This window comes from Neobacillus jeddahensis (assembly GCF_000612625.1).
Classification (GTDB): domain Bacteria; phylum Bacillota; class Bacilli; order Bacillales; family Cytobacillaceae; genus Neobacillus; species Neobacillus jeddahensis.
This window is the reverse complement of the sequence record NZ_CCAS010000030.1, coordinates 1-19,733: the sequence shown is the minus strand read 5'-3', so window position 1 is coordinate 19,733 and position 19,733 is coordinate 1. Positions and strand designations below refer to the sequence as shown.

The 19,733-nt window shown below is 40.0% G+C and carries 20 protein-coding genes; all 20 read left to right on the top strand.

Annotated elements, in window-relative coordinates:
* Positions 1 to 39: 39 nt before the first annotated feature.
* The 20 genes from yabP to lysS all read left to right on the top strand — a co-directional run bounded on the left by yabP (position 40) and on the right by lysS (position 19,423).
* Positions 40 to 342, top strand: a complete 303-nt coding sequence (yabP, locus tag TY15_RS13810) for a sporulation protein YabP (protein WP_040206547.1) — start codon at positions 40 to 42, stop codon at positions 340 to 342.
* Positions 339 to 971, top strand: coding sequence for a spore cortex biosynthesis protein YabQ (gene yabQ, locus TY15_RS13805; RefSeq protein ID WP_040206546.1), 633 nt, complete (start codon positions 339 to 341; stop codon positions 969 to 971). Before yabP ends, yabQ begins: the two co-directional genes overlap by 4 nt.
* Positions 972 to 986: 15 nt before the next feature.
* Positions 987 to 1,370 carry an FtsB family cell division protein gene (locus TY15_RS13800; protein WP_040206543.1) on the top strand — a complete coding sequence of 128 codons (384 nt, stop codon included), beginning with the start codon at positions 987 to 989 and terminating at the stop codon, positions 1,368 to 1,370.
* A gap of 93 nt (positions 1,371 to 1,463) precedes the next feature.
* The gene (locus tag TY15_RS13795; protein WP_040206541.1) at positions 1,464 to 1,901 is read left to right on the top strand and encodes a S1 domain-containing RNA-binding protein; all 438 of its coding nucleotides are present in this window, start codon (positions 1,464 to 1,466) and stop codon (positions 1,899 to 1,901) included.
* Positions 1,902 to 2,173: 272 nt separating this feature from the next.
* The gene (spoIIE, locus tag TY15_RS13790) at positions 2,174 to 4,648 is read left to right on the top strand and encodes a stage II sporulation protein E (protein ID WP_040206538.1); all 2,475 of its coding nucleotides are present in this window, start codon (positions 2,174 to 2,176) and stop codon (positions 4,646 to 4,648) included.
* Between the two features lie 93 nt (positions 4,649 to 4,741).
* Positions 4,742 to 5,479 carry a vWA domain-containing protein gene (locus tag TY15_RS13785; RefSeq protein WP_040206537.1) on the top strand — a complete coding sequence of 246 codons (738 nt, stop codon included), beginning with the start codon at positions 4,742 to 4,744 and terminating at the stop codon, positions 5,477 to 5,479.
* The gene (locus TY15_RS13780; RefSeq protein WP_040206536.1) at positions 5,448 to 6,452 is read left to right on the top strand and encodes a protein kinase domain-containing protein; all 1,005 of its coding nucleotides are present in this window, start codon (positions 5,448 to 5,450) and stop codon (positions 6,450 to 6,452) included. Before TY15_RS13785 ends, TY15_RS13780 begins: the two co-directional genes overlap by 32 nt.
* A 199-nt stretch (positions 6,453 to 6,651) precedes the next feature.
* Positions 6,652 to 8,034 (top strand): tRNA lysidine(34) synthetase TilS, encoded by a 1,383-nt coding sequence (tilS, locus tag TY15_RS13775; RefSeq protein WP_040206603.1) that lies wholly within the window; start codon positions 6,652 to 6,654, stop codon positions 8,032 to 8,034.
* A 27-nt stretch (positions 8,035 to 8,061) separates the two neighbouring features.
* Positions 8,062 to 8,607: a hypoxanthine phosphoribosyltransferase gene (gene hpt, locus TY15_RS24930; protein WP_455326433.1), complete on the top strand. Its 546-nt coding sequence runs from the start codon at positions 8,062 to 8,064 to the stop codon at positions 8,605 to 8,607.
* Between the two features lie 140 nt (positions 8,608 to 8,747).
* A complete protein-coding gene (ftsH, locus tag TY15_RS13765) occupies positions 8,748 to 10,706 on the top strand; it encodes an ATP-dependent zinc metalloprotease FtsH (RefSeq protein ID WP_040206534.1) in 1,959 nt (652 codons plus the stop codon).
* Positions 10,707 to 10,816: 110 nt separating this feature from the next.
* Positions 10,817 to 11,584: a type III pantothenate kinase gene (locus TY15_RS13760; RefSeq protein WP_179301813.1), complete on the top strand. Its 768-nt coding sequence runs from the start codon at positions 10,817 to 10,819 to the stop codon at positions 11,582 to 11,584.
* 33 nt (positions 11,585 to 11,617) lie between these two features.
* A complete protein-coding gene (hslO, locus tag TY15_RS13755) occupies positions 11,618 to 12,496 on the top strand; it encodes an Hsp33 family molecular chaperone HslO (protein WP_040206533.1) in 879 nt (292 codons plus the stop codon).
* 22 nt (positions 12,497 to 12,518) lie between these two features.
* Entirely contained in the window at positions 12,519 to 13,418 is a 900-nt protein-coding gene (locus TY15_RS13750) for a peptidyl-prolyl cis-trans isomerase (RefSeq protein ID WP_040206531.1), read from the top strand.
* Between the two features lie 181 nt (positions 13,419 to 13,599).
* Positions 13,600 to 14,529 (top strand): cysteine synthase A, encoded by a 930-nt coding sequence (cysK, locus tag TY15_RS13745; RefSeq protein WP_040206530.1) that lies wholly within the window; start codon positions 13,600 to 13,602, stop codon positions 14,527 to 14,529.
* Between the two features lie 218 nt (positions 14,530 to 14,747).
* The gene (folP, locus tag TY15_RS13740) at positions 14,748 to 15,581 is read left to right on the top strand and encodes a dihydropteroate synthase (RefSeq protein WP_040206529.1); all 834 of its coding nucleotides are present in this window, start codon (positions 14,748 to 14,750) and stop codon (positions 15,579 to 15,581) included.
* Positions 15,582 to 15,941 carry a dihydroneopterin aldolase gene (gene folB, locus TY15_RS13735; RefSeq protein WP_040206528.1) on the top strand — a complete coding sequence of 120 codons (360 nt, stop codon included), beginning with the start codon at positions 15,582 to 15,584 and terminating at the stop codon, positions 15,939 to 15,941. It begins immediately after the preceding gene.
* A gap of 2 nt (positions 15,942 to 15,943) precedes the next feature.
* Positions 15,944 to 16,471 (top strand): 2-amino-4-hydroxy-6-hydroxymethyldihydropteridine diphosphokinase, encoded by a 528-nt coding sequence (gene folK, locus TY15_RS13730; protein ID WP_040206526.1) that lies wholly within the window; start codon positions 15,944 to 15,946, stop codon positions 16,469 to 16,471.
* A complete protein-coding gene (locus TY15_RS13725) occupies positions 16,423 to 16,629 on the top strand; it encodes a helix-turn-helix domain-containing protein (protein WP_040206524.1) in 207 nt (68 codons plus the stop codon). Before folK ends, TY15_RS13725 begins: the two co-directional genes overlap by 49 nt.
* A gap of 84 nt (positions 16,630 to 16,713) precedes the next feature.
* Complete coding sequence (gene dusB, locus TY15_RS13720) at positions 16,714 to 17,715, top strand: tRNA dihydrouridine synthase DusB (protein WP_040206521.1); 1,002 nt, start codon at positions 16,714 to 16,716, stop codon at positions 17,713 to 17,715.
* Positions 17,716 to 17,938: 223 nt separating this feature from the next.
* On the top strand, positions 17,939 to 19,423 hold the full coding sequence (lysS, locus tag TY15_RS13715; RefSeq protein ID WP_040206520.1) for a lysine--tRNA ligase: 1,485 nt from the start codon (positions 17,939 to 17,941) through the stop codon (positions 19,421 to 19,423).
* Positions 19,424 to 19,733: the final 310 nt, after the last annotated feature.

Genomic DNA, 19,733 nt, shown 5'->3' with positions numbered 1-19,733 from the left:
GTACAAAAGGGTTGTACAAATGATTGTGAGGGATGAAGGATGAACCAATACTATGAAGGCAATCCACCAAAGAGCAATGTTCCAGATCATGATGTCATCATGAGAGGGAGAAAGCTGCTTGAAATTACCGGGGTTAAACAAGTCGAAAGCTTTGATAATGAGGAATTCTTACTGGAAACGTCAATGGGATTTTTAGCAATCAAGGGACAAAACCTGCAGATGAAAAATCTTGATGTCGAAAAGGGAATTGTCGCCATAAAAGGGAAGATATTTGATTTAGTCTACCTGGATGAACAGCATGGGGAGAAGGCTAAAGGATTCTTTAGCAAGTTATTCCGATGACTCTGTCAACGCAATTTCTCACCATGCTTTCGATGATTGGAATGGGGTCATTGTTTGGCGCCATGTTTGATACGTATCAACGTTTTTTAAATCGACCTAAACAAAAGGCTTGGATTGTCTTCATTAATGATTTATTATTTTGGGTCATTCAAGCCTTAATTATTTTTTATACATTGTTCTTAGTGAACAATGGCGAATTACGATTTTATATTTTTATCGCGCTTCTATGTGGTTTTGCTGCCTACCAAGGCTTATTTAAAGGGATCTATCTGCGCTTTCTTGAGGCACTTATTCGATCCATTATTGGGCTGTATAGATTTTTGAAAAAAACCTTCCTGTTCCTCATTTATAAACCTATTGTCGGGCTAATCCAACTAATAATCATGATTATTCTTACGCTTGGCAGGGGACTATTCACCCTTGTCAAATTTGTTTTGAAGGTATTATTATGGGTATTGAAAATATTTTTTGTTCCATTGCAGAAAATATTGCTATTATTTTGGAAACTTTTGCCGAAAGTTATTAAAAAAAGCGTCGAGAAGTTATATAATAAAACGGCAGGAAATTTAATGAAAATAAGGAATTATATTTATAAGTGGATAGATAAATGGAAGAAAAGAAACGAGTAAAGGAGGGGAAGGGAAATGGGTGCAGAACGGAAAAAAAATGTATCTAAGATCCAGACCACCTATGTCGAGCAGCAGGAATATGCGGAAATTGCTTCAGCCAGGAAAAGAAAATTATTGATGAGACGATTATCATTATTTCTTGTCTTTGCTGTTGTACTAGCTTATCTTATGATTTCAAGTAACATTTCCCAGACCGCTAAACTCGAGGCAAAGATAGCAAAAAAGAAACAGCTTGATCATCAGCTTGCTGATCTTAAAAAGCAGCAGGATATTCTGAATGAGGATATCCTTAAGTTAAATGATGATGATTACATTGGAAAGCTGGCAAGGAAAGAGTACTTTTTCTCGGAAAAGAATGAAATTATTTTTAATATTCCTGACGAAAAGCAGGAAAATTGAACAACTTCACGAGTTATTGACACTGAATTTTTACTTTCTGTATAATATAGAGTAAGATTGATTTTTTACATTTTAAGGAGGAACATTCTTTTTATGTCAATTGAAGTAGGCAGCAAGTTACAAGGAAAGGTAACAGGAATTACAAATTTCGGAGCGTTTGTGGAGCTGCCAGATGGCTCAACTGGACTTGTTCACATCAGTGAGGTTGCTGATAATTATGTGAAGGATATCAATGACCATTTAAAGGTCGGTGACCAAGTGGAAGTAAAAGTCCTTAATGTTGAGAAAGATGGGAAGATAGGGCTATCGATTAAGAAGGCAAAAGATCGACCAGAGCCTGAACGGAAACAATATTCGAACTCACATTCACAACGCCCTCGTCAAGGTAGACCAAACGACCGTAATAACGCTAGACCAGAAAATTTTGAATCAAAAATGGCAAAATTCCTAAAAGATAGCGAGGATCGTTTAACTTCCTTAAAGCGAAACACAGAGTCCAAGCGTGGAGGAAGAGGAGCTAGACGGGGTTAACTTGCTGCACACTATTCATCGATATAGCAGGTTTCACTTTAAACAATAGTAGAAGACAAGTCGACATTGACTTGTCTTTTTTGTGTTCAATTGAGTTTTGGGTTTGCAAACTGGCTAGAGCTACTGTCTTTTCCCTGTTATTCGATATTATTTGGTTGAATATAGTGGAAACCGTCGAACGATTTTTAGAATATGTTCACTATTTTGACAAACTTCTAAACCAATAGAAATTATAATAGTGGGCAACGATAAAAGAATAGGGAGTGTGATTTATGGAAAAGACAAACGTGAGTTTCATAGAGCCGGTCGGAGAAGTCAGCCTTCATTCTTCTAAGTGGGATATGGGGAGAGGACTAAAGAAAATTCAATTCATGCTTGAGTCCTTTTTTATAAAAAAGGGTTATCTCTTACTGTTAGTGGGCTTTCTGCTTGGACGAGCCTTAATTTTGGCGAAGTTAACCCCATTTTGTCTTCCTTTCTTTGCCTCCGTCTATTTAATCAAAAGAGACCGGGCCCCTCTTGCATTGATCGGCCTGATTGTTGGGTCAGCAACTATTTCACTGGGCAATGCTGCCTTTACCTTTATTGACACTGTGTTATTTTTAGTGATTTTCCGAATAAGCCAAAAATGGCTGACAAATGAAATGCGCTCTTTGCCATTTTTCGTCGGAATTATTCTTGGTGTAGGGAAGCTGGCAGAGTCCTTTATTTTATCTAACCAACTGACCTTATATGATTTACTAATGGTCGGCGTTCAAGCAAGTCTAGCATTTATATTGACGCTAATTTTTTTACAAAGCATACCCCTGTTGACGTTCCATAAACGCAGGCAGCTTTTAAAAACAGAAGAAATTGTTTGTTTAATCATCATGCTTGCTTCTATTTTGTCGGGAACGATCGGCTGGAAGGTTTATGATTTGTCGATTGAACATATTATGTCAAGATATTTGGTATTAGTTTTCTCCTTTATTGCCGGGGCTACAATCGGCTCCACCGTGGGGGTAGTAACAGGGTTAATCTTCAGTCTTGCCAGTGTCTCAAGTTTTTATCATATGAGTCTATTAGCCTTTTCGGGGGTGCTTGGCGGCTTATTGAAGGAAGGGAAAAAGATAGGCGTCTCCATTGGGTTATTTATCGCGACCCTGTTGATTGGTATGTATGGGGAGGGTGGAGGCTCGATCCTACAAACGGTATTGGAGAGCTCAGCCGCGATCTTTCTCTTCCTCTTAACACCACAAGCGTTAACTTCTAGATTAGCAAAATATATTCCTGGTACACCTGAGTTTACAGCTGAGCAGCAAAAATATATGCGCAAAATGCGCGATGTGACAGCGCAGCGGGTTTCACAATTTTCAGGCGTGTTCGATGCTCTCTCGAAAAGTTTTTCGCAAATGGAAGTGATGCCGGAGGAAGAGGATGACAAACGGGAAATGGATTACTTTATGAGCAATGTTACGGAACGAACGTGCCAAACTTGCTTTAAAAAGGAACAATGCTGGGCAAAGAATTTTAATACAACCTATGCCTACCTTGAAGATATTATTCATGAAATGGATCAAAATGATGGGAATGTCTCATTAAGGCTATCTCGGGAATGGGAAAAGCATTGCACCCGATCTAAAAAAGTCTATGAAACCATTGGACAAGAATTAACCTTTTTCCAAGCCAATCAACGATTAAAGAAGCAAGTACGGGAAAGTAGAAAACTAGTGGCAGAACAACTACAAGGTGTATCGGAAGTCATGGATAACTTCGCAAAGGAGATTCAGCGTGAAAGGGAGAATCATCACAAGCAGGAAGAGCAAATCATGGAGGCCATCCAAGAGTTTGGCATCCATATTGAACAGGTAGAAATCTATAGTCTCGAACAAGGAAATGTTGATATTGAAATGGCGGTCCCTTTCTGTAATGGCCACGGTGAGTGTGAAAAGTTAATTGCCCCAATGCTATCCGATATTCTTGGAGAAACGATTATCGTCAACAAGGAGGAATGCGCTACCGTCCCACACGGACAGTGTCAGGTTACCTTCCGATCATCCAAGGCCTTTACAGTTGAGACAGGGGTAGCCCATGCAGCTAAGGATGGCGGCTTAATATCAGGAGATAGCTTCTCGACGATTGAACTTGGCTTAGGAAAGTATGCGATTGCGATTAGTGACGGAATGGGCAATGGGGAAAGGGCCCATTATGAAAGTAAAGAGACACTTAAGCTACTGCAAAAAATACTACAATCAGGTATAGAAGAAAAGGTCGCGATTAAATCAGTGAATTCCATTCTCTCACTTCGAACGACAGATGAGATTTTTTCCACATTAGATTTAGCGATGATTGACTTGAAAAATGCTTCAGCGAAATTCCTGAAGATTGGCTCCACCCCGAGCTTTATCAAACGGGGAAATAAAGTCATTAAAATTCAGGCCAGTAATTTGCCAATGGGAATTCTCCAAGAGTTTGAGGTAGATGTCGTGAGCGAGCAATTAAAAGCAGAGGATTTGCTGATTATGATGAGCGATGGGGTGTTTGAAGGACCAAAGCATGTGGAAAATTATGATTTATGGATGAAGCGCAAGGTACAAGAATTAGAAACAGATGATCCACAAGAGGTAGCGGATTTAATAATGGAGGAGGTCATTCGCTCGCGGTCCGGATTAATTGATGATGATATGACTGTGACGGTTGCGAAGATCAAGCATAATACACCAAAGTGGGCGACCATTCCGATTCATAAACTAAAGCGCCAGGCTTAACTGATTATTTTGCACGGTCTTCCCGTAAATATGTATAAATCACCTTGAACACGTCGAAAATGGTACCAATACATGAAGTGGAGGGAGAAGGTTATGTACACAGGGAAAATACGGCAAATATTACTGATTACTGATGGGTGCTCAAACCAAGGAGACGACCCCATTGCCATGGCTGCACTTGCAAATGAACAAGGGATTACGGTAAATGTCATTGGGGTAATGGAGCAGGACGTGATTGATGAAAAGGGAATAACCGAAATTGAAGGGATTGCCATGTCGGGTGGCGGAGTCAGTCAGATCGTCTATGCAGAGCGGCTCTCGCAAACTGTTCAAATGGTCACCCGTAAGGCCATGAATCAAACCATTCAAGGTGTCGTGAACCGTCAACTTCAGGAAATATTGGGACGGTCACAAACAATGGAAGATTTACCACCAGAGAAACGTGGGGAAGTCATGGAGGTCGTGGATGAATTAGGAGAAACTGTCGAATTAGAAGTGTTGATTCTTGTCGATACAAGTGCCAGCATGAAGCATAAGCTTCCAACGGTTAAAGAGGCGCTCCTTGATTTATCTCTAAGCTTAAACGCTCGTTCAGGTGATAATCAATTTTCTGTTTACGTATTTCCCGGGAAAAAGAATGATGTCGAAAAATTGCTGGATTGGACACCGAAGTTACAAGTTTTGACAAGCGTATTTTCGCAGTTGTCGACAGGCGGGATTACCCCAACGGGACCGGCACTAAAAACAGCCTTGTCAGCGTTTAATCAAAAACCATCATTAAGGAGTCTACTTTCACGTGATGATGAATCATACTTTGAAGAGTCAATGTAAAGTAAGTCCCGGGACAAGTATAACTGGAAAATGGCATTCACAAACCTATACGATCATAAAGGAACTAGGATTTGGTGCAAACGGGGTCGTTTACCTTGCCAAGCATAAAAATACTCATGTTGCTTTGAAAATGAGTGATAACGGTATGTCAATCACCTCAGAGGTCAATGTGTTAAAATCCTTTGCAAAGGTCCAGGGACACTCCCTCGGACCTTCTTTGCTTGATGTCGATGATTGGCAAAGTAATGGAGGACGAATCTCTTTTTATGTAATGGAATATATTCAAGGTCCGGAGTTTCTTGCTTTTATTCAAATGAAGGGGAAATCATGGACAAGTGTTTTATTTTTGCAGCTGCTCAATGATTTGGATCTTCTTCATGCAACAGGATGGGTGTTTGGTGATTTAAAACCAGAAAATCTCATTGTGACGGGTCCTCCACCTAAAATAAGGTGCATCGATGTGGGCGGAACGACCATACAAGGAAGGGCAATTAAGGAATTTACCGAGTTTTATGACAGAGGCTATTGGGGTTTAGGGACAAGAAAGGCAGAACCGTCTTATGATTTATTTGCCGTTGCGATGATTATGATTAACACCGCCTATCCAAAACGTTTTACCAAAACGATTGGTGGACTTAAGCAATTAAAAGAGGCCATTCGCCAAAAGCCAGAGCTATTGAAGGTTGAAAAGGTCATCGTTAAAGCACTGCAGGGAGATTACGCAAATGCCCGGCAAATGAGAACGGATTTATTGGATACGATGGTTGAAAAGCCGGCCATCTCCCCGCGTACCGCGGGGGTAGGCAACCAATCGTTAAAACAAACGCAACAAAAAAACACAAAGAAAAGTGCAACTGTCACAAGACAGACGTACCGACGAAAGAAGAAAAAGAGTGGGTGGATGGAATTTTTCTTTATCGCTGTTGTTCTAGGTTTACTATATGCTTGGTATACTTTTAATAATTTACCGTAATAAAATGAAACTAAATGCTAGTTGGTCCGTATTAATAGAAAGCTTTATCTTTATTTAAATAAGGTTGCTATAAAAATGGAAAAAATTCTAACTTATTTACAATACCAATACTTTGATAGTTTATTCTTAAAAGTGGTAAGCTATTGGTATTCAATTTTTAAATGGGTACAAAATATGCCTTAGAAAGTGTGCAATTATGATGTTGGAACCAAAGGTTGAGTCATTTCTTAACCGTCACTCGTTCAAACTCGAAGACGAAAAAATCGTAGTAGGTGTGTCAGGAGGTCCGGATTCTTTAGCGTTGCTCCACTTCTTACTTATGAACAAAGAAAAAAGGAAGCTGTCCATCGTGGTCGCACATGTTGATCATATGTTCCGCGGAGAGGAGTCCTTTTTAGATGCACTGTTCGTCAAAGATTTTTGTGAGCAACACCGAATTCCTTTCGAAATGCTCCAAATCAATGTGAAAGAGATAATGGAAGCAACAGGAAAAAGCTCTCAAGTGGCAGGTAGAGATGTAAGATATGATTTTTACCAACAAGTAATGAAAAAGTACGATGCCTCATATTTAGCACTTGGCCATCATGGTGATGATCAGATAGAAACCATGCTGATGCGGCTGACAAGAGGAAGTAGTGGAAAAGCTCGAGCGGGCATTCCGTTTTTACGACCCTTTCATGAGGGTACAATCTTTCGACCATTTTTGGGCGTCACAAAGGATGAGATTCGAGATTATTGTCAAAGACATCATCTTACACCTCGGTTAGACCCAAGTAATGAGAAAAGTGTTTATAGCAGAAATCGATTTCGTAAACACGTTCTACCCTTTTTGAAGACAGAAAATAGTCATGTTCATGAACATTTTCAGCGGTTTAGTGAAGAACTGCAAAGTGATGAAGCCTTTCTTCAGGAATTAGCTGTTGAACGGTTGAATACAGTCATGACAAAAAGGGCAGATGACAAAATTACTATTGACATCAAAAGATTTCTTATGATGCCTTTACCTTTACAAAGGAGAGGTATTCAACTAATATTAAACTATCTTTACAAGGAAAAACCAGCTTCTCTTTCTGCTATACATATCGATCAAGTTTTTGTCTTACTTCATCATCCGGAGCCTTCAGGGAAACTTGATTTCCCAAATGGATTGAAGCTTATTCGCTCCTATTTCCAGTTATCGTTCCAATTCCATCAGCAAACTGCTGAACCCTATTATTTCGAAATAAATCAACCTGGGACGATTGTACTACCAACTGGAGAGAGCATAAGTATAAATTTCATAGATGAGGGAATTTCAGATACCCGGCATAATACAGCCGTTTTTAATACAAACCGTATTAAATGGCCGATTATCATCCGTACGAGGAAAAAAGGCGATCGAATGACGTTGAAAGGAACACATGGATCGAAAAAATTAAAGGATATTTTTATTGATCAAAAGGTTTCTGCACAGGACAGAGATAGTTGGCCTGTTGTGACAGACCGAGAAGATATTATTTGGTTACCAGGTCTGAAAAGATCTTCCTTCGAAGGTATAGATGCATCTGCAAAACAATATATTCAACTCACATATAATAAGTAATGATCTTCTAGGGGGCACATTTTTATGATGAATCAGGATATTGAAAAGGTCTTAGTATCAGAAGAAGAAATTCAAGAAAAGATCCAAGTGTTAGCGGCTGAACTAACAGAAGAGTATAAAGATCGATTCCCACTCGCGATTGGCGTGTTAAAGGGAGCTATGCCTTTTATGGCGGACCTGCTAAAACGCATGGACTGCTATCTTGAAATGGACTTTATGGATGTTTCTAGTTATGGTACTGGCTTTGTTTCTTCAGGCGAAGTAAAAATCTTAAAGGATTTAGATACTTCTGTCGAAGGTAGGGACATATTAATTATTGAGGATATTATCGATAGTGGATTAACCCTCAGTTATTTAGTGGATTTATTCCGTTACCGGAAGGCAAAATCAATCAAAATTGTTACCTTACTTGATAAACCTACTGGAAGAAAAAGTGCGATTAAAGCAGATTATGTAGGATTTATTGTTCCTGATGAATTTGTTGTAGGGTATGGATTGGATTATATTGAAAAATATCGAAACCTTCCATATATTGGCGTGTTAAAACCAGAAGTTTATAGCAATAATCAATAAGTAATACCACAACAGAAGGCTCATTCCGTCCATTGGTTTAGGTCCTTCAAAGCCCTTACGAATGAGAGTAATTCCTTGAATTAGTAAGATTTTCTATGATACTATTTAATATAGTTTTTACCCGTGGGAGGAGGTAAGAGATGAATCGGATTTTCCGTAATACCATCTTTTATTTATTGATATTTTTAGTCATTATTGGCGTGGTGAGTTTCTTCAATGGAAACAATGAACCAACAGATCAGATTTCATATGATAAGTTTGTTACACAATTAGAAAATGGTGAAGTGAAGTCATTTTCTATGCAGCCAGAACGTGGGGTTTATGAGGTTCGCGGTGAACTTGAAGCGAAGAGTAAAAAGTTCATAACCTACATTCCAAACAGCGAGAAGATTCTTGACCGTATTGATAAAGCAGACTCAAAAGTGGAAGTGATGCCGGCAAAAGAAACAAGCGGCTGGGTTACCTTCTTTACTTCCATTATTCCGTTCGTGATTATCTTTATTTTATTCTTCTTTTTGTTAAACCAAGCTCAAGGCGGCGGCAGTCGTGTTATGAATTTTGGTAAATCTAAGGCGAAACTTTATAACGATGAAAAGAAAAAGGTTCGTTTTAGAGATGTAGCTGGTGCTGATGAAGAAAAAGCAGAATTGGTTGAAGTAGTTGAGTTCTTAAAAGACCCTCGTCGATATGCTGAACTAGGTGCTCGAATTCCAAAGGGCGTCCTGCTTGTAGGACCTCCTGGAACCGGTAAAACGTTGCTAGCACGGGCTACTGCCGGTGAAGCAGGCGTACCATTCTTCTCGATCAGTGGTTCTGATTTTGTGGAAATGTTTGTTGGGGTCGGTGCCTCCCGTGTTCGTGATTTATTTGAAAACGCGAAGAAAAATGCTCCGTGTATCATTTTTATCGATGAAATTGACGCCGTTGGACGTCAGCGTGGTGCTGGTCTAGGTGGCGGTCATGATGAACGTGAACAAACCTTGAACCAATTGTTAGTTGAAATGGATGGTTTTGGCGCAAATGAAGGAATTATTATCATTGCAGCAACAAACCGTGCTGATATTCTTGACCCTGCGTTATTACGTCCAGGACGTTTTGATCGTCAAATTACGGTTGATCGTCCAGATGTAATTGGACGTGAGGCAGTACTAAAAGTACATGCTCGTAATAAACCATTAGATGAATCAGTCAACTTAAAAAATATCGCCATGCGTACACCTGGTTTTTCCGGTGCAGATTTGGAAAACTTATTAAATGAAGCAGCACTAGTGGCAGCTCGAACCAATAAGAAGAAAATCGATATGGAAGATATTGATGAAGCAACTGACCGGGTTATTGCCGGGCCAGCGAAGAAAAGCCGGGTTATTTCCGAGAAGGAACGTAAGATTGTTGCTTTCCATGAGGGTGGCCATACGGTTATTGGTTTAGTGCTTGATGAGGCAGATATGGTTCATAAAGTAACCATCGTTCCTCGTGGTCAGGCTGGTGGGTACGCCGTCATGCTTCCAAGAGAAGACCGTTACTTTATGACGAAGCCAGAATTACTTGATAAAATTGTTGGTTTATTAGGTGGACGCGTTGCTGAAGAAATCGTTTTTGGTGAAGTAAGTACGGGCGCACATAATGACTTCCAACGTGCAACTGGTATTGCGCGTAAGATGGTAACCGAATATGGTATGAGTGATAAGCTTGGACCATTACAATTCGGTCAAGCGCAAGGCGGTCAGGTTTTCCTTGGTCGTGACATTCATAATGAACAGAATTACTCTGATGCGATTGCCTACGAAATCGATCTTGAAATTCAAAGCATTATTAAGGAATGTTATGAGCGAGCTAGAAAAATCCTTACTGAAAATCGTGACAAGCTTAATCTCATCGCTACGACATTGCTAGAGGTAGAAACACTCGTGGCTGAACAAATCAAATATTTGGTTGAGCATGGTCATATGCCAGATTCATCTGTTCGTTTAGATGAAGTGAAGATTGGTCCGAAACAAACAGAGGATGTAAAGGTAAACATTAATACCAAAAAAGATGAGCTAGAAAAAGAGGAAGACTCCTTTTTAGATAAGCCATCTGATGAGATAGACTATAAATAGTTTACAGAAAGAGTGCTTCGCTGAAGCGCTCTTTTTTTCATGCTTTAACAATTTATGTTATGATGTTTGCGTGTATGGAAAAAGAAATTATGGTAAAGCGAGTGATAGATTTGATTTTCGTATTTGATGTGGGAAATACCAATATTGTCTTAGGTGTCTATCAAGGTGATGTACTTAAACATCATTGGCGAGTTGAAACAAATCGCAATCGCACAGAAGATGAATTTGGAATGAACATAAAAGCATTGTTTGATCATTCGGGGCTTACATTTTCTGATATTGATGGGATTATTATTTCATCAGTTGTGCCACCCATCATGTTTGCACTAGAAAGAATGTGTCAAAAGTATTTTCACATTAAGCCGCTGATCGTTGGACCAGGGATTAAGACAGGGCTCAATATAAAATATGAAAATCCAAGAGAAGTGGGTGCAGACCGGATTGTCAATGCCGTGGCAGCGATTCATGAGTATGGAAGTCCGCTCATTATTGTTGATTTTGGTACGGCGACCACTTATTGCTATGTGAATGAGGATCGTCAATATTTAGGCGGCGCCATTGCCCCTGGGATTGGGATCTCTACGGAGGCCCTTTATTCACGTGCGGCCAAACTACCAAGGATTGAAATTGCCCGTCCAGAAGGGGTAATTGGCAAAAATACGGTCGCTGCGATGCAGGCTGGAATTGTCTATGGCTATGTGGGACAAGTAGAAGGTGTGGTCAAACGGATGATGGAGCAGAGTGGGAAGAAGCCAACCGTGATTGCCACCGGTGGACTCGCGAATTTGATTGCCCAGGAATCGACGATTATTGATGTGGTTGATCCATTTTTAACTTTGAAGGGTTTACAGCTTATCTATAAACGAAACATGGGATAACCTAAAGAGAGACAGCTAGAAGGGAGTTTGACAATGAACGATTATCTTGTAAAGGCACTTGCCTACGATGGCACTATACGTGCATATGCCGTTCGAACGACAGAAACAATCAGTGAAGCGCAACGACGCCATCAAACATGGAGGACAGCCTCAGCTGCACTAGGCCGCACGATGACGGCAGGGCTTATGATGGGCGCGATGCTCAAGGGTGAGGATAAGCTTACGATCAAAATTAACGGTGGTGGCCCGCTTGGCCCAATCGTTGTGGATAGTAATGCCAAAGGGGAAGTTCGCGGTTATGTGACAAATCCAGAGGTGGATTTTGAATCCAACGAACACGGCAAGCTTGATGTCCGCCGCGCGGTCGGGACAGAAGGTTTGTTAGCAGTAGTAAAGGATGTTGGTTTGCGTGACTTTTTTTCCGGACAGGTTCCACTTGTATCAGGAGAATTAGGAGAAGACTTTACTTACTACTTCGCTACATCTGAACAAGTTCCATCTTCGGTAGGCGTGGGAGTTTTGGTAAATCCAGATGATACCATCTTGGCTGCTGGCGGGTTTATTTTTCAATTAATGCCTGGCACTCCAGATTCAGTTATCTCAACACTTGAAGAACGGTTAAAAACAATTGAGCCAATTTCCAAATTAATTGAACGAGGGTTAACGCCAGAGGAAATCCTTGCGGAGCTATTTGGCAAGGAGCAGGTGAAGGTATTAGAAACAATGCCAGTGAGCTTTCAATGTAACTGTTCTAAAGAGCGCTTTGCCAATGCTATTACAGGGTTAGGTGCAGCTGAAATCACGGCTATGATCGAAGAAGATGGGCAAGCTGAGGCTCATTGCCATTTCTGTAATGAAAAATATATGTTTTCGAAGGAAGAGCTAGAAGAACTCAAAAAGGAAGCAAGATAATTTGATCATGAGGAGAAATAAGTTGGGGAAAAAGCAGCTATGGATGGTAATTGCCGGCCTCATTATGCTTAATTGCTTAACGATTGCTTTTTTTCTTGGCCGGACTACGGACGCTGGCGGTGTAGCAAACAATGAGGAATCTGTGGCTACCATAGGGAAAAAGACGATCTCACGTCAAGACTGGCTGAATGAACTAGAGGCTAAATACGGAAAAGATGTCCTAAAGGATATGATTGATCAGAAGGTTATTGGAGAAATGGCGGCTAAGTATAAGATTAAGGTTTCTAACGAGGATGTTGAGCGTGAATTCAGCATGCTGAAAACCACCTATAATTCTTTTAGCCCAAATAGTAATAAAGATGAGAAGACGTGGAAGGCACAAATTCGCAATAGTCTCCTTTTAGAAGAACTGTTAACAAAGGATGTGTCTGTTTCAAAGAATGAATTAAAAAGCTACTATGATCAACATAAGCAACTTTTCACTGTTCCTACTGCTTATCATTTATCGCATATTATTGTAAAAACTAAGAAGGAAGCAGAAAAGACCGTGAAAGAGTTAGTTAATGGTTCAAGTTTCTCGACACTAGCGATGGAACGCTCCATCGAGGAGTTTTCTGCTAATGAAGGCGGAGATATTGGCTATATAAGCGAAGCGGATGAACGTTATCCTAAACAATATATTGATACGGCTAAAAAGCTGAAAAAAGGTGCTTACAGTAAGCCCCTAAAAGTCGAGCAAGGGTATGCAATTGTAAAGCTTGAAGGAAAAATAAGTGGGAAAAAATACGCATTTGAGGATGTAAAAGCGCAGATTCGCAGACAAATCGCCCTAGAGCAAATGAAGGCACCTGTTTCTGCTTCCACATTTTGGCAAGAAGCAAAGGTAGAATGGTTTTACGGAAATAAAGACGAGACAAACTAAGCACAGAAGAAATTCTGTGTTTTCTTTTATGGATTTAGCAAATAATTACAAATATACAATTTTAAAAAAGTTTTCGATTTATTCACAATATTTTAAGCTAAATCAATTGACAAATCATGTATAAAACTGTTAAATTCATTTATATAAATCCAATAAAAATACTCGGAATAGAGGTGCCCTAATGGCTCGTGTTGCAAACTCAGTTGCCGACTTAGTCGGTCAAACACCGATTGTTAAATTAAACAGATTAGTAGAAGAAAACAGTGCAGAGGTTTATTTGAAGCTCGAATATTTTAACCCTGGCAGCAGTGTGAAAGATCGTATCGCATTAGCGATGATTGAAGCTGCGGAGGAAAAAGGTTTAATCAAACCAGGCGTTGATACCATTATTGAGCCAACAAGTGGAAATACAGGCATCGGACTGGCGATGATTGCTGCCGCAAAAGGTTACAATGCTGTCTTTGTTATGCCAGAAACAATGAGCTTAGAAAGAAGAAATCTACTTCGTGCATATGGTGCTGAATTAGTGCTAACACCAGGTCCAGCAGGGATGAAGGGTGCTATTGCCAAAGCAGAGGAGCTTGTAAAAGAACATGGCTATTTTCTTCCACAACAATTTAAAAATGAGGCTAACCCTGAGGTACACAGAAGAACAACAGGTAAGGAAATAGCTGAACAAATGGATACACTTGATGCCTTTGTTTCAGGTATCGGAACAGGCGGAACGATCTCAGGTGCAGGTAGTCTGTTGCGTGAAAAGTTCCCTGAAGTGAAGATTTATGCGATTGAGCCAAAGGATTCACCAGTTCTTTCAGGCGGCAACCCTGGTCCGCATAAGCTTCAAGGACTTGGTGCTGGATTTGTTCCAGATACATTAGATACAAACATTTATGATGAAGTGATTCAGATTGGTACAGAAGAGGCCTTCGAAGCATCCCGTCGTGCGGCGAGAGAAGAAGGAATTCTAGGCGGTATATCTTCAGGTGCAGCCATCGCCGCTGCTCTAAAAGTAGCAAAGGAACTTGGAAAAGGGAAAAAGGTTCTTGCAATTATTCCTGATAATGGTGAACGTTATTTAAGTACCCCATTATACCAATATGAGGCAGAATAAATAGCGAACAGAACAGGTCAGTGACTTTTGTTCAATGATAGATAAATAAGAAGGGGCTTTGGCGATTGCCGAGGCCTCTTTTGTGTGGGAAGACTGAGGGAGAGGTTAACAATTATTCATTAAGTCTTCCAGCACGGGAAAGATTGTTTCTTTTTGTAAAATAAATAATCTTTCATGTATGATAAGGATAGTGAATCGAGCTAAAGGAGGAATATGGAATGAGGACAACACAAGAGAAAATACAGTGCGGCCCATATACCTTGGACTTTACCAAAAAAACATATGTAATGGGGATTTTAAATGCCACGCCAGATTCTTTTTCCGATGGCGGCAGATTTAATGAAATAGAACGTGCGGTCGAACACGCGCAAGAAATGGTAGCAAATGGTGCGGATATTATTGATATCGGCGGAGAATCCACACGCCCGGGTCATGCGGCGGTTTCGGTGGAGGAAGAGCTAGAACGGGTTCTTCCTATCATACAAGCCATTTCAGAGCGTGTACATGTTCCCGTCTCAATTGATACTTATAAAGCAGAGGTAGCGAAGCAAGCCATCGAAGCGGGGGCCCATATCATTAATGATATATGGGGGGCAAAAGCTGATGATCAAATGGCCCACGTTGCGGCCCAATATGATGTCCCTATCGTGTTAATGCACAACCGCCATAACAGGGACTATGATTTTTTCATGCGTAATGTGTTAAATGACCTATATGAAAGCATAGCGATTGTCAAACAAGCAGGCGTTAGAGATGAAAATATTATTGTTGACCCGGGCATTGGGTTTGCGAGGGATTATCAGGAAAACTTAATCACCATGCAGAACTTAGAAAAATTCGTGATGCTCGGTTATCCTGTTCTATTGGGTACTTCCAGAAAATCAATGATTGGCCAAGCCTTAGACCTGCCTGTGAGTGAACGCATGGAAGGAACGGGCGCAACGATCTGTTATGCGATTCAAAAGGGGTGTCAGATCATCCGTGTTCATGATGTGAAAGAAATGAGCAGAATGGCCAAAATGATGGATGTCTTGATGGGGAAGGTGAACTGATTGGATAAAATTTATGTCAATAAGATGCAGTTTTATGGATACCATGGTGTCTTCCAGGAAGAGAACAGACTAGGGCAGCGTTTTACCGTGGATTTAGCCGTATCCGTTGATTTACAAAAAGCTGGCGAAACAGATGAACTAGAATACTCGGTCAATTATGGTGAGCTCTATCAAGTGTGTAAAGATATTGTGGAAGGGAAATCGTATAAATTAGTAGAAGCTGTAGCTGAAAAAATTGCCGCTAGCGTCCTAAGTGAATTTCCTCTCGTATCAGATGTCACTGTAAAGGTGATTAAACCAGACCCGCCGATACCCGGTCATTACCAGTCTGTTGCAGTAGAAATTACTAGGAGAAGATAAAAGTGGAAAATTCAGCATTTATTGCCCTTGGTTCGAACATCGGAAATCGTTATGATAATATAATGAGTGCCATCAATCAATTAGTAAGCTACTCAAATATCAAATTGGTAAATTGTTCATCTGTGTATGAAACAGATCCTGTTGGTTATGAAGACCAAGATTTATTTTTAAATATGGTAATCGAGGTTCAGACGTCGTTAAGTGCAATGGAGCTGTTAGATGTGTGCTTAAAAACGGAGCTTGAACTTGGAAGGAAAAGGATCATTCACTGGGGGCCTCGAACGATAGACCTTGACATTCTGACCTTTAACCAAGAAAATATTGAAACAGAGAAGCTAATCGTTCCGCACCCGAGGATGCTAGAACGAGCGTTTGTATTGATTCCACTTACGGAAATTAATGCTGCTAATAGGATACCCGGGGTTGATAAACCCCTTAACTTATTGATAGATGAATTACCTGATAAAGAAGGAGTCCGAATATGGAAGCGGAAAAATGGGGAAGACGGATACGAGCATATCGGAAGCTAAAAGGTTACACGCAGGAAAGCTTTTCGCGGGAATTAGGTGTATCTGTATCCATTATAGGAGAGATTGAAAGAGGAAATCGCTTGCCAGCAAGTGAGTTACTTGAGAGAATCGCTCATTCCTTAAAAGTTAGTATAGATGATTTAGCGCCGAAAGAATAGAAACGCAGCTGTTTAACTATGAATGATTGGCCATGTTTTCCGAGGTTTAAGTTAAAATTCTAGAAATGTATAGGTGGTTAATCAATGTTAAAGATTGGTGATGTTGAAATAAAGAATCCTGTTGTTTTGGCGCCGATGGCAGGTGTCTGTAACTCTGCATTCCGCTTAACGGTAAAGGAGTTTGGCGCTGGTTTAGTTTGTGCTGAAATGGTAAGTGATAAGGGAATTGTGTTAAAAAACGAAAAAACCATGAATATGCTTTATATCGACGAACGGGAAAAACCGCTAAGCTTACAAATCTTTGGTGGCGAAAAAGAAACGCTTGTCGCTGCGGCTAAGTTTGTTGATCAAAATACGAATGCCGATATTATTGATATCAATATGGGCTGCCCTGTTCCAAAAATCACAAAATGCGATGCGGGGGCAAAATGGCTGCTTGATCCAAATAAGATTTATGAAATGGTTTCTGCTGTTGTTGCTGAGGTAGAGAAGCCTGTTACAGTAAAAATGCGGATGGGTTGGGATGAGGAGCATATTTATGCGGTTAGAAATGCCCAAGCTGTTGAACGTGCTGGAGGAAAAGCGGTAGCACTTCATGGCCGTACGCGGGTGCAAATGTATGAAGGAACTGCAAATTGGGATATTATCCGTGAAGTCAAACAATCTGTTAACATTCCGGTTATCGGGAATGGCGATGTCCAAACACCACAGGATGCTAAGAGAATGTTAGAGGAAACGGGTGTCGATGGAGTTATGATTGGAAGAGCGGCATTAGGAAATCCATGGATGATTTATCGAACTGTGCAATACCTAGAAACAGGGAAGTTAATGGCAGATCCATCTGCTCGCGAAAAAATTGACGTGTGTATTCTTCACTTAGATCGCTTGATTGCTTTAAAAAATGAAGGCATTGCGGTCCGTGAAATGCGTAAGCATGCTGCTTGGTATTTAAAAGGCGTACCTGGTAATGGGAAAGTGCGTAATGCCATCAATGAGTGTGATACAAGAGATCATCTTGTAACATTATTAAATGATTTAGTAAGAGAGATAGAGGAAAAAGAGCAAAGTCAATTGATCGTTGGGTAAAGGATACTTTTAATGATTGAAGTTGCTGTTTCACTCATATTTAAATTTATTTTTGTTTATGATTGTTGCTGCCAGTAGAAAATCTGGCAGTTTTTATTCTATGTATGAACATTTTTGATGTCTGAATTGTCGAGTTTGTGTAAAATAATATAGTATGTAAAAAAATCGGCTTGTATTCTTTAGGTTTTACATAAATAAAGAAAGTAATGGAGTTGAATTAGGCATGAGCCAGGAAGAATTAAATGACCAATTTTTGGTCAGACGAGAAAAAATGAACACCATGCGTGAAAATGGACTAGATCCATTTGGTAAACGATTCGATCGTACACATTCCACAAATGAATTAATTGAGCAATACGGTGAGCTAGAAAAAGAAGAAGTCGAGACAAAAAATATCGCTGTATCTATTGCAGGTCGAATTATGACAAAGCGTGGTAAAGGAAAAGCAGGATTTGCTCATATCCAAGACTTAACAGGCCAAATCCAGGTTTATATTCGTCTGGATGCAGTCGGTGAAGAACAATATAAAGTATTTGATTCAGTCGACTTAGGTGACATCATCGGTGTAACTGGAACACTTTTTAAAACTAAAGTAGGCGAGTTATCGGTGAAAGTTGAGAACTTTGTATTCTTGACAAAGGCACTGCGTCCGCTGCCAGATAAATTCCATGGTTTGAAGGATGTAGAGCAACGCTACCGTCAACGCTATTTAGATTTGATCATGAGCCAGGAAAGCAAAGAAACGTTTATTGCTAGAAGCCGTATTATTCAATCTATGCGTCGTTATTTAGATGACCATGGTTATTTAGAAGTAGAAACACCGATGATGCATGCCATTGCAGGTGGAGCATCGGCCCGTCCATTTATTACACATCATAATGCCCTTGATATGCCCTTGTTTATGAGGATTGCGATTGAGTTACACTTAAAACGCTTAATCGTCGGCGGACTAGAAAAAGTCTATGAAATTGGCCGTGTATTTAGAAATGAAGGTGTATCTACCCGCCATAATCCGGAATTTACGATGATTGAGCTTTACGAGGCATATGCTGATTATCGTGACATCATGAGTCTAACGGAAAATTTAATTGCTCATATTGCTCAAGAAGTAATTGGGACCACAACTATCCAATATGGCGAATATGAAGTAGATCTTAAACCTGAGTGGAAGAGACTTCATATGGTAGATGCTATTAAAGAATATACTGGTGCGGATTTCTGGAAAGAAATGAGTGTGGAGGAAGCGCGTGCGCTTGCAAAAGAGCATGGAGTAGAAATTAACGATAATATGCTTTATGGACATATTGTTAATGAATTCTTTGAACAAAAGGTGGAAGAGAAATTAATCCAACCAACCTTTGTTTACGGTCACCCAGTAGAAATTTCACCACTTGCGAAGAAGAACGACGAGGATCCTCGTTTCACTGATCGTTTTGAGTTATTTATTGTTGCACGTGAACATGCTAACGCCTTTACGGAACTGAACGATCCAATTGATCAAAGAGAACGGTTTGAAGCGCAGTTAAAAGAACGTGAGCAAGGTAATGATGAAGCACATATGATGGATGAAGATTTTGTTGAAGCGTTAGAATATGGTATGCCTCCTACAGGTGGTTTAGGTATTGGAATTGACCGTATCGTTATGCTTTTAACTAATTCACCGTCTATTCGTGATGTATTATTATTCCCATTGATGCGTCATCGCTAATAGTTCAAAAAAGTGTCGGGCTGCCTGACACTTTTTTTCTTTAAAAGAAAAGGTATAAACTTGCTTCGAGAATTATCCAGCACCAGGCTCCTTGCACTTTTATACCAAAAGAGTCTGAATAAATATATTTTATAAGAATAACAAAAAAAACGTAAAAAGCTATTGCGCCTTGCTTTTAATGGTGGTATATTAATATCTGTTGCTGACACAGTAACTTAGAAACAAAAAGTAATTTAAAAAAAGTTATTGACATTACGCTAGTAACTTGATATGATTATAAAGTCGCATTTGAGCGACGATGTGATTTGTT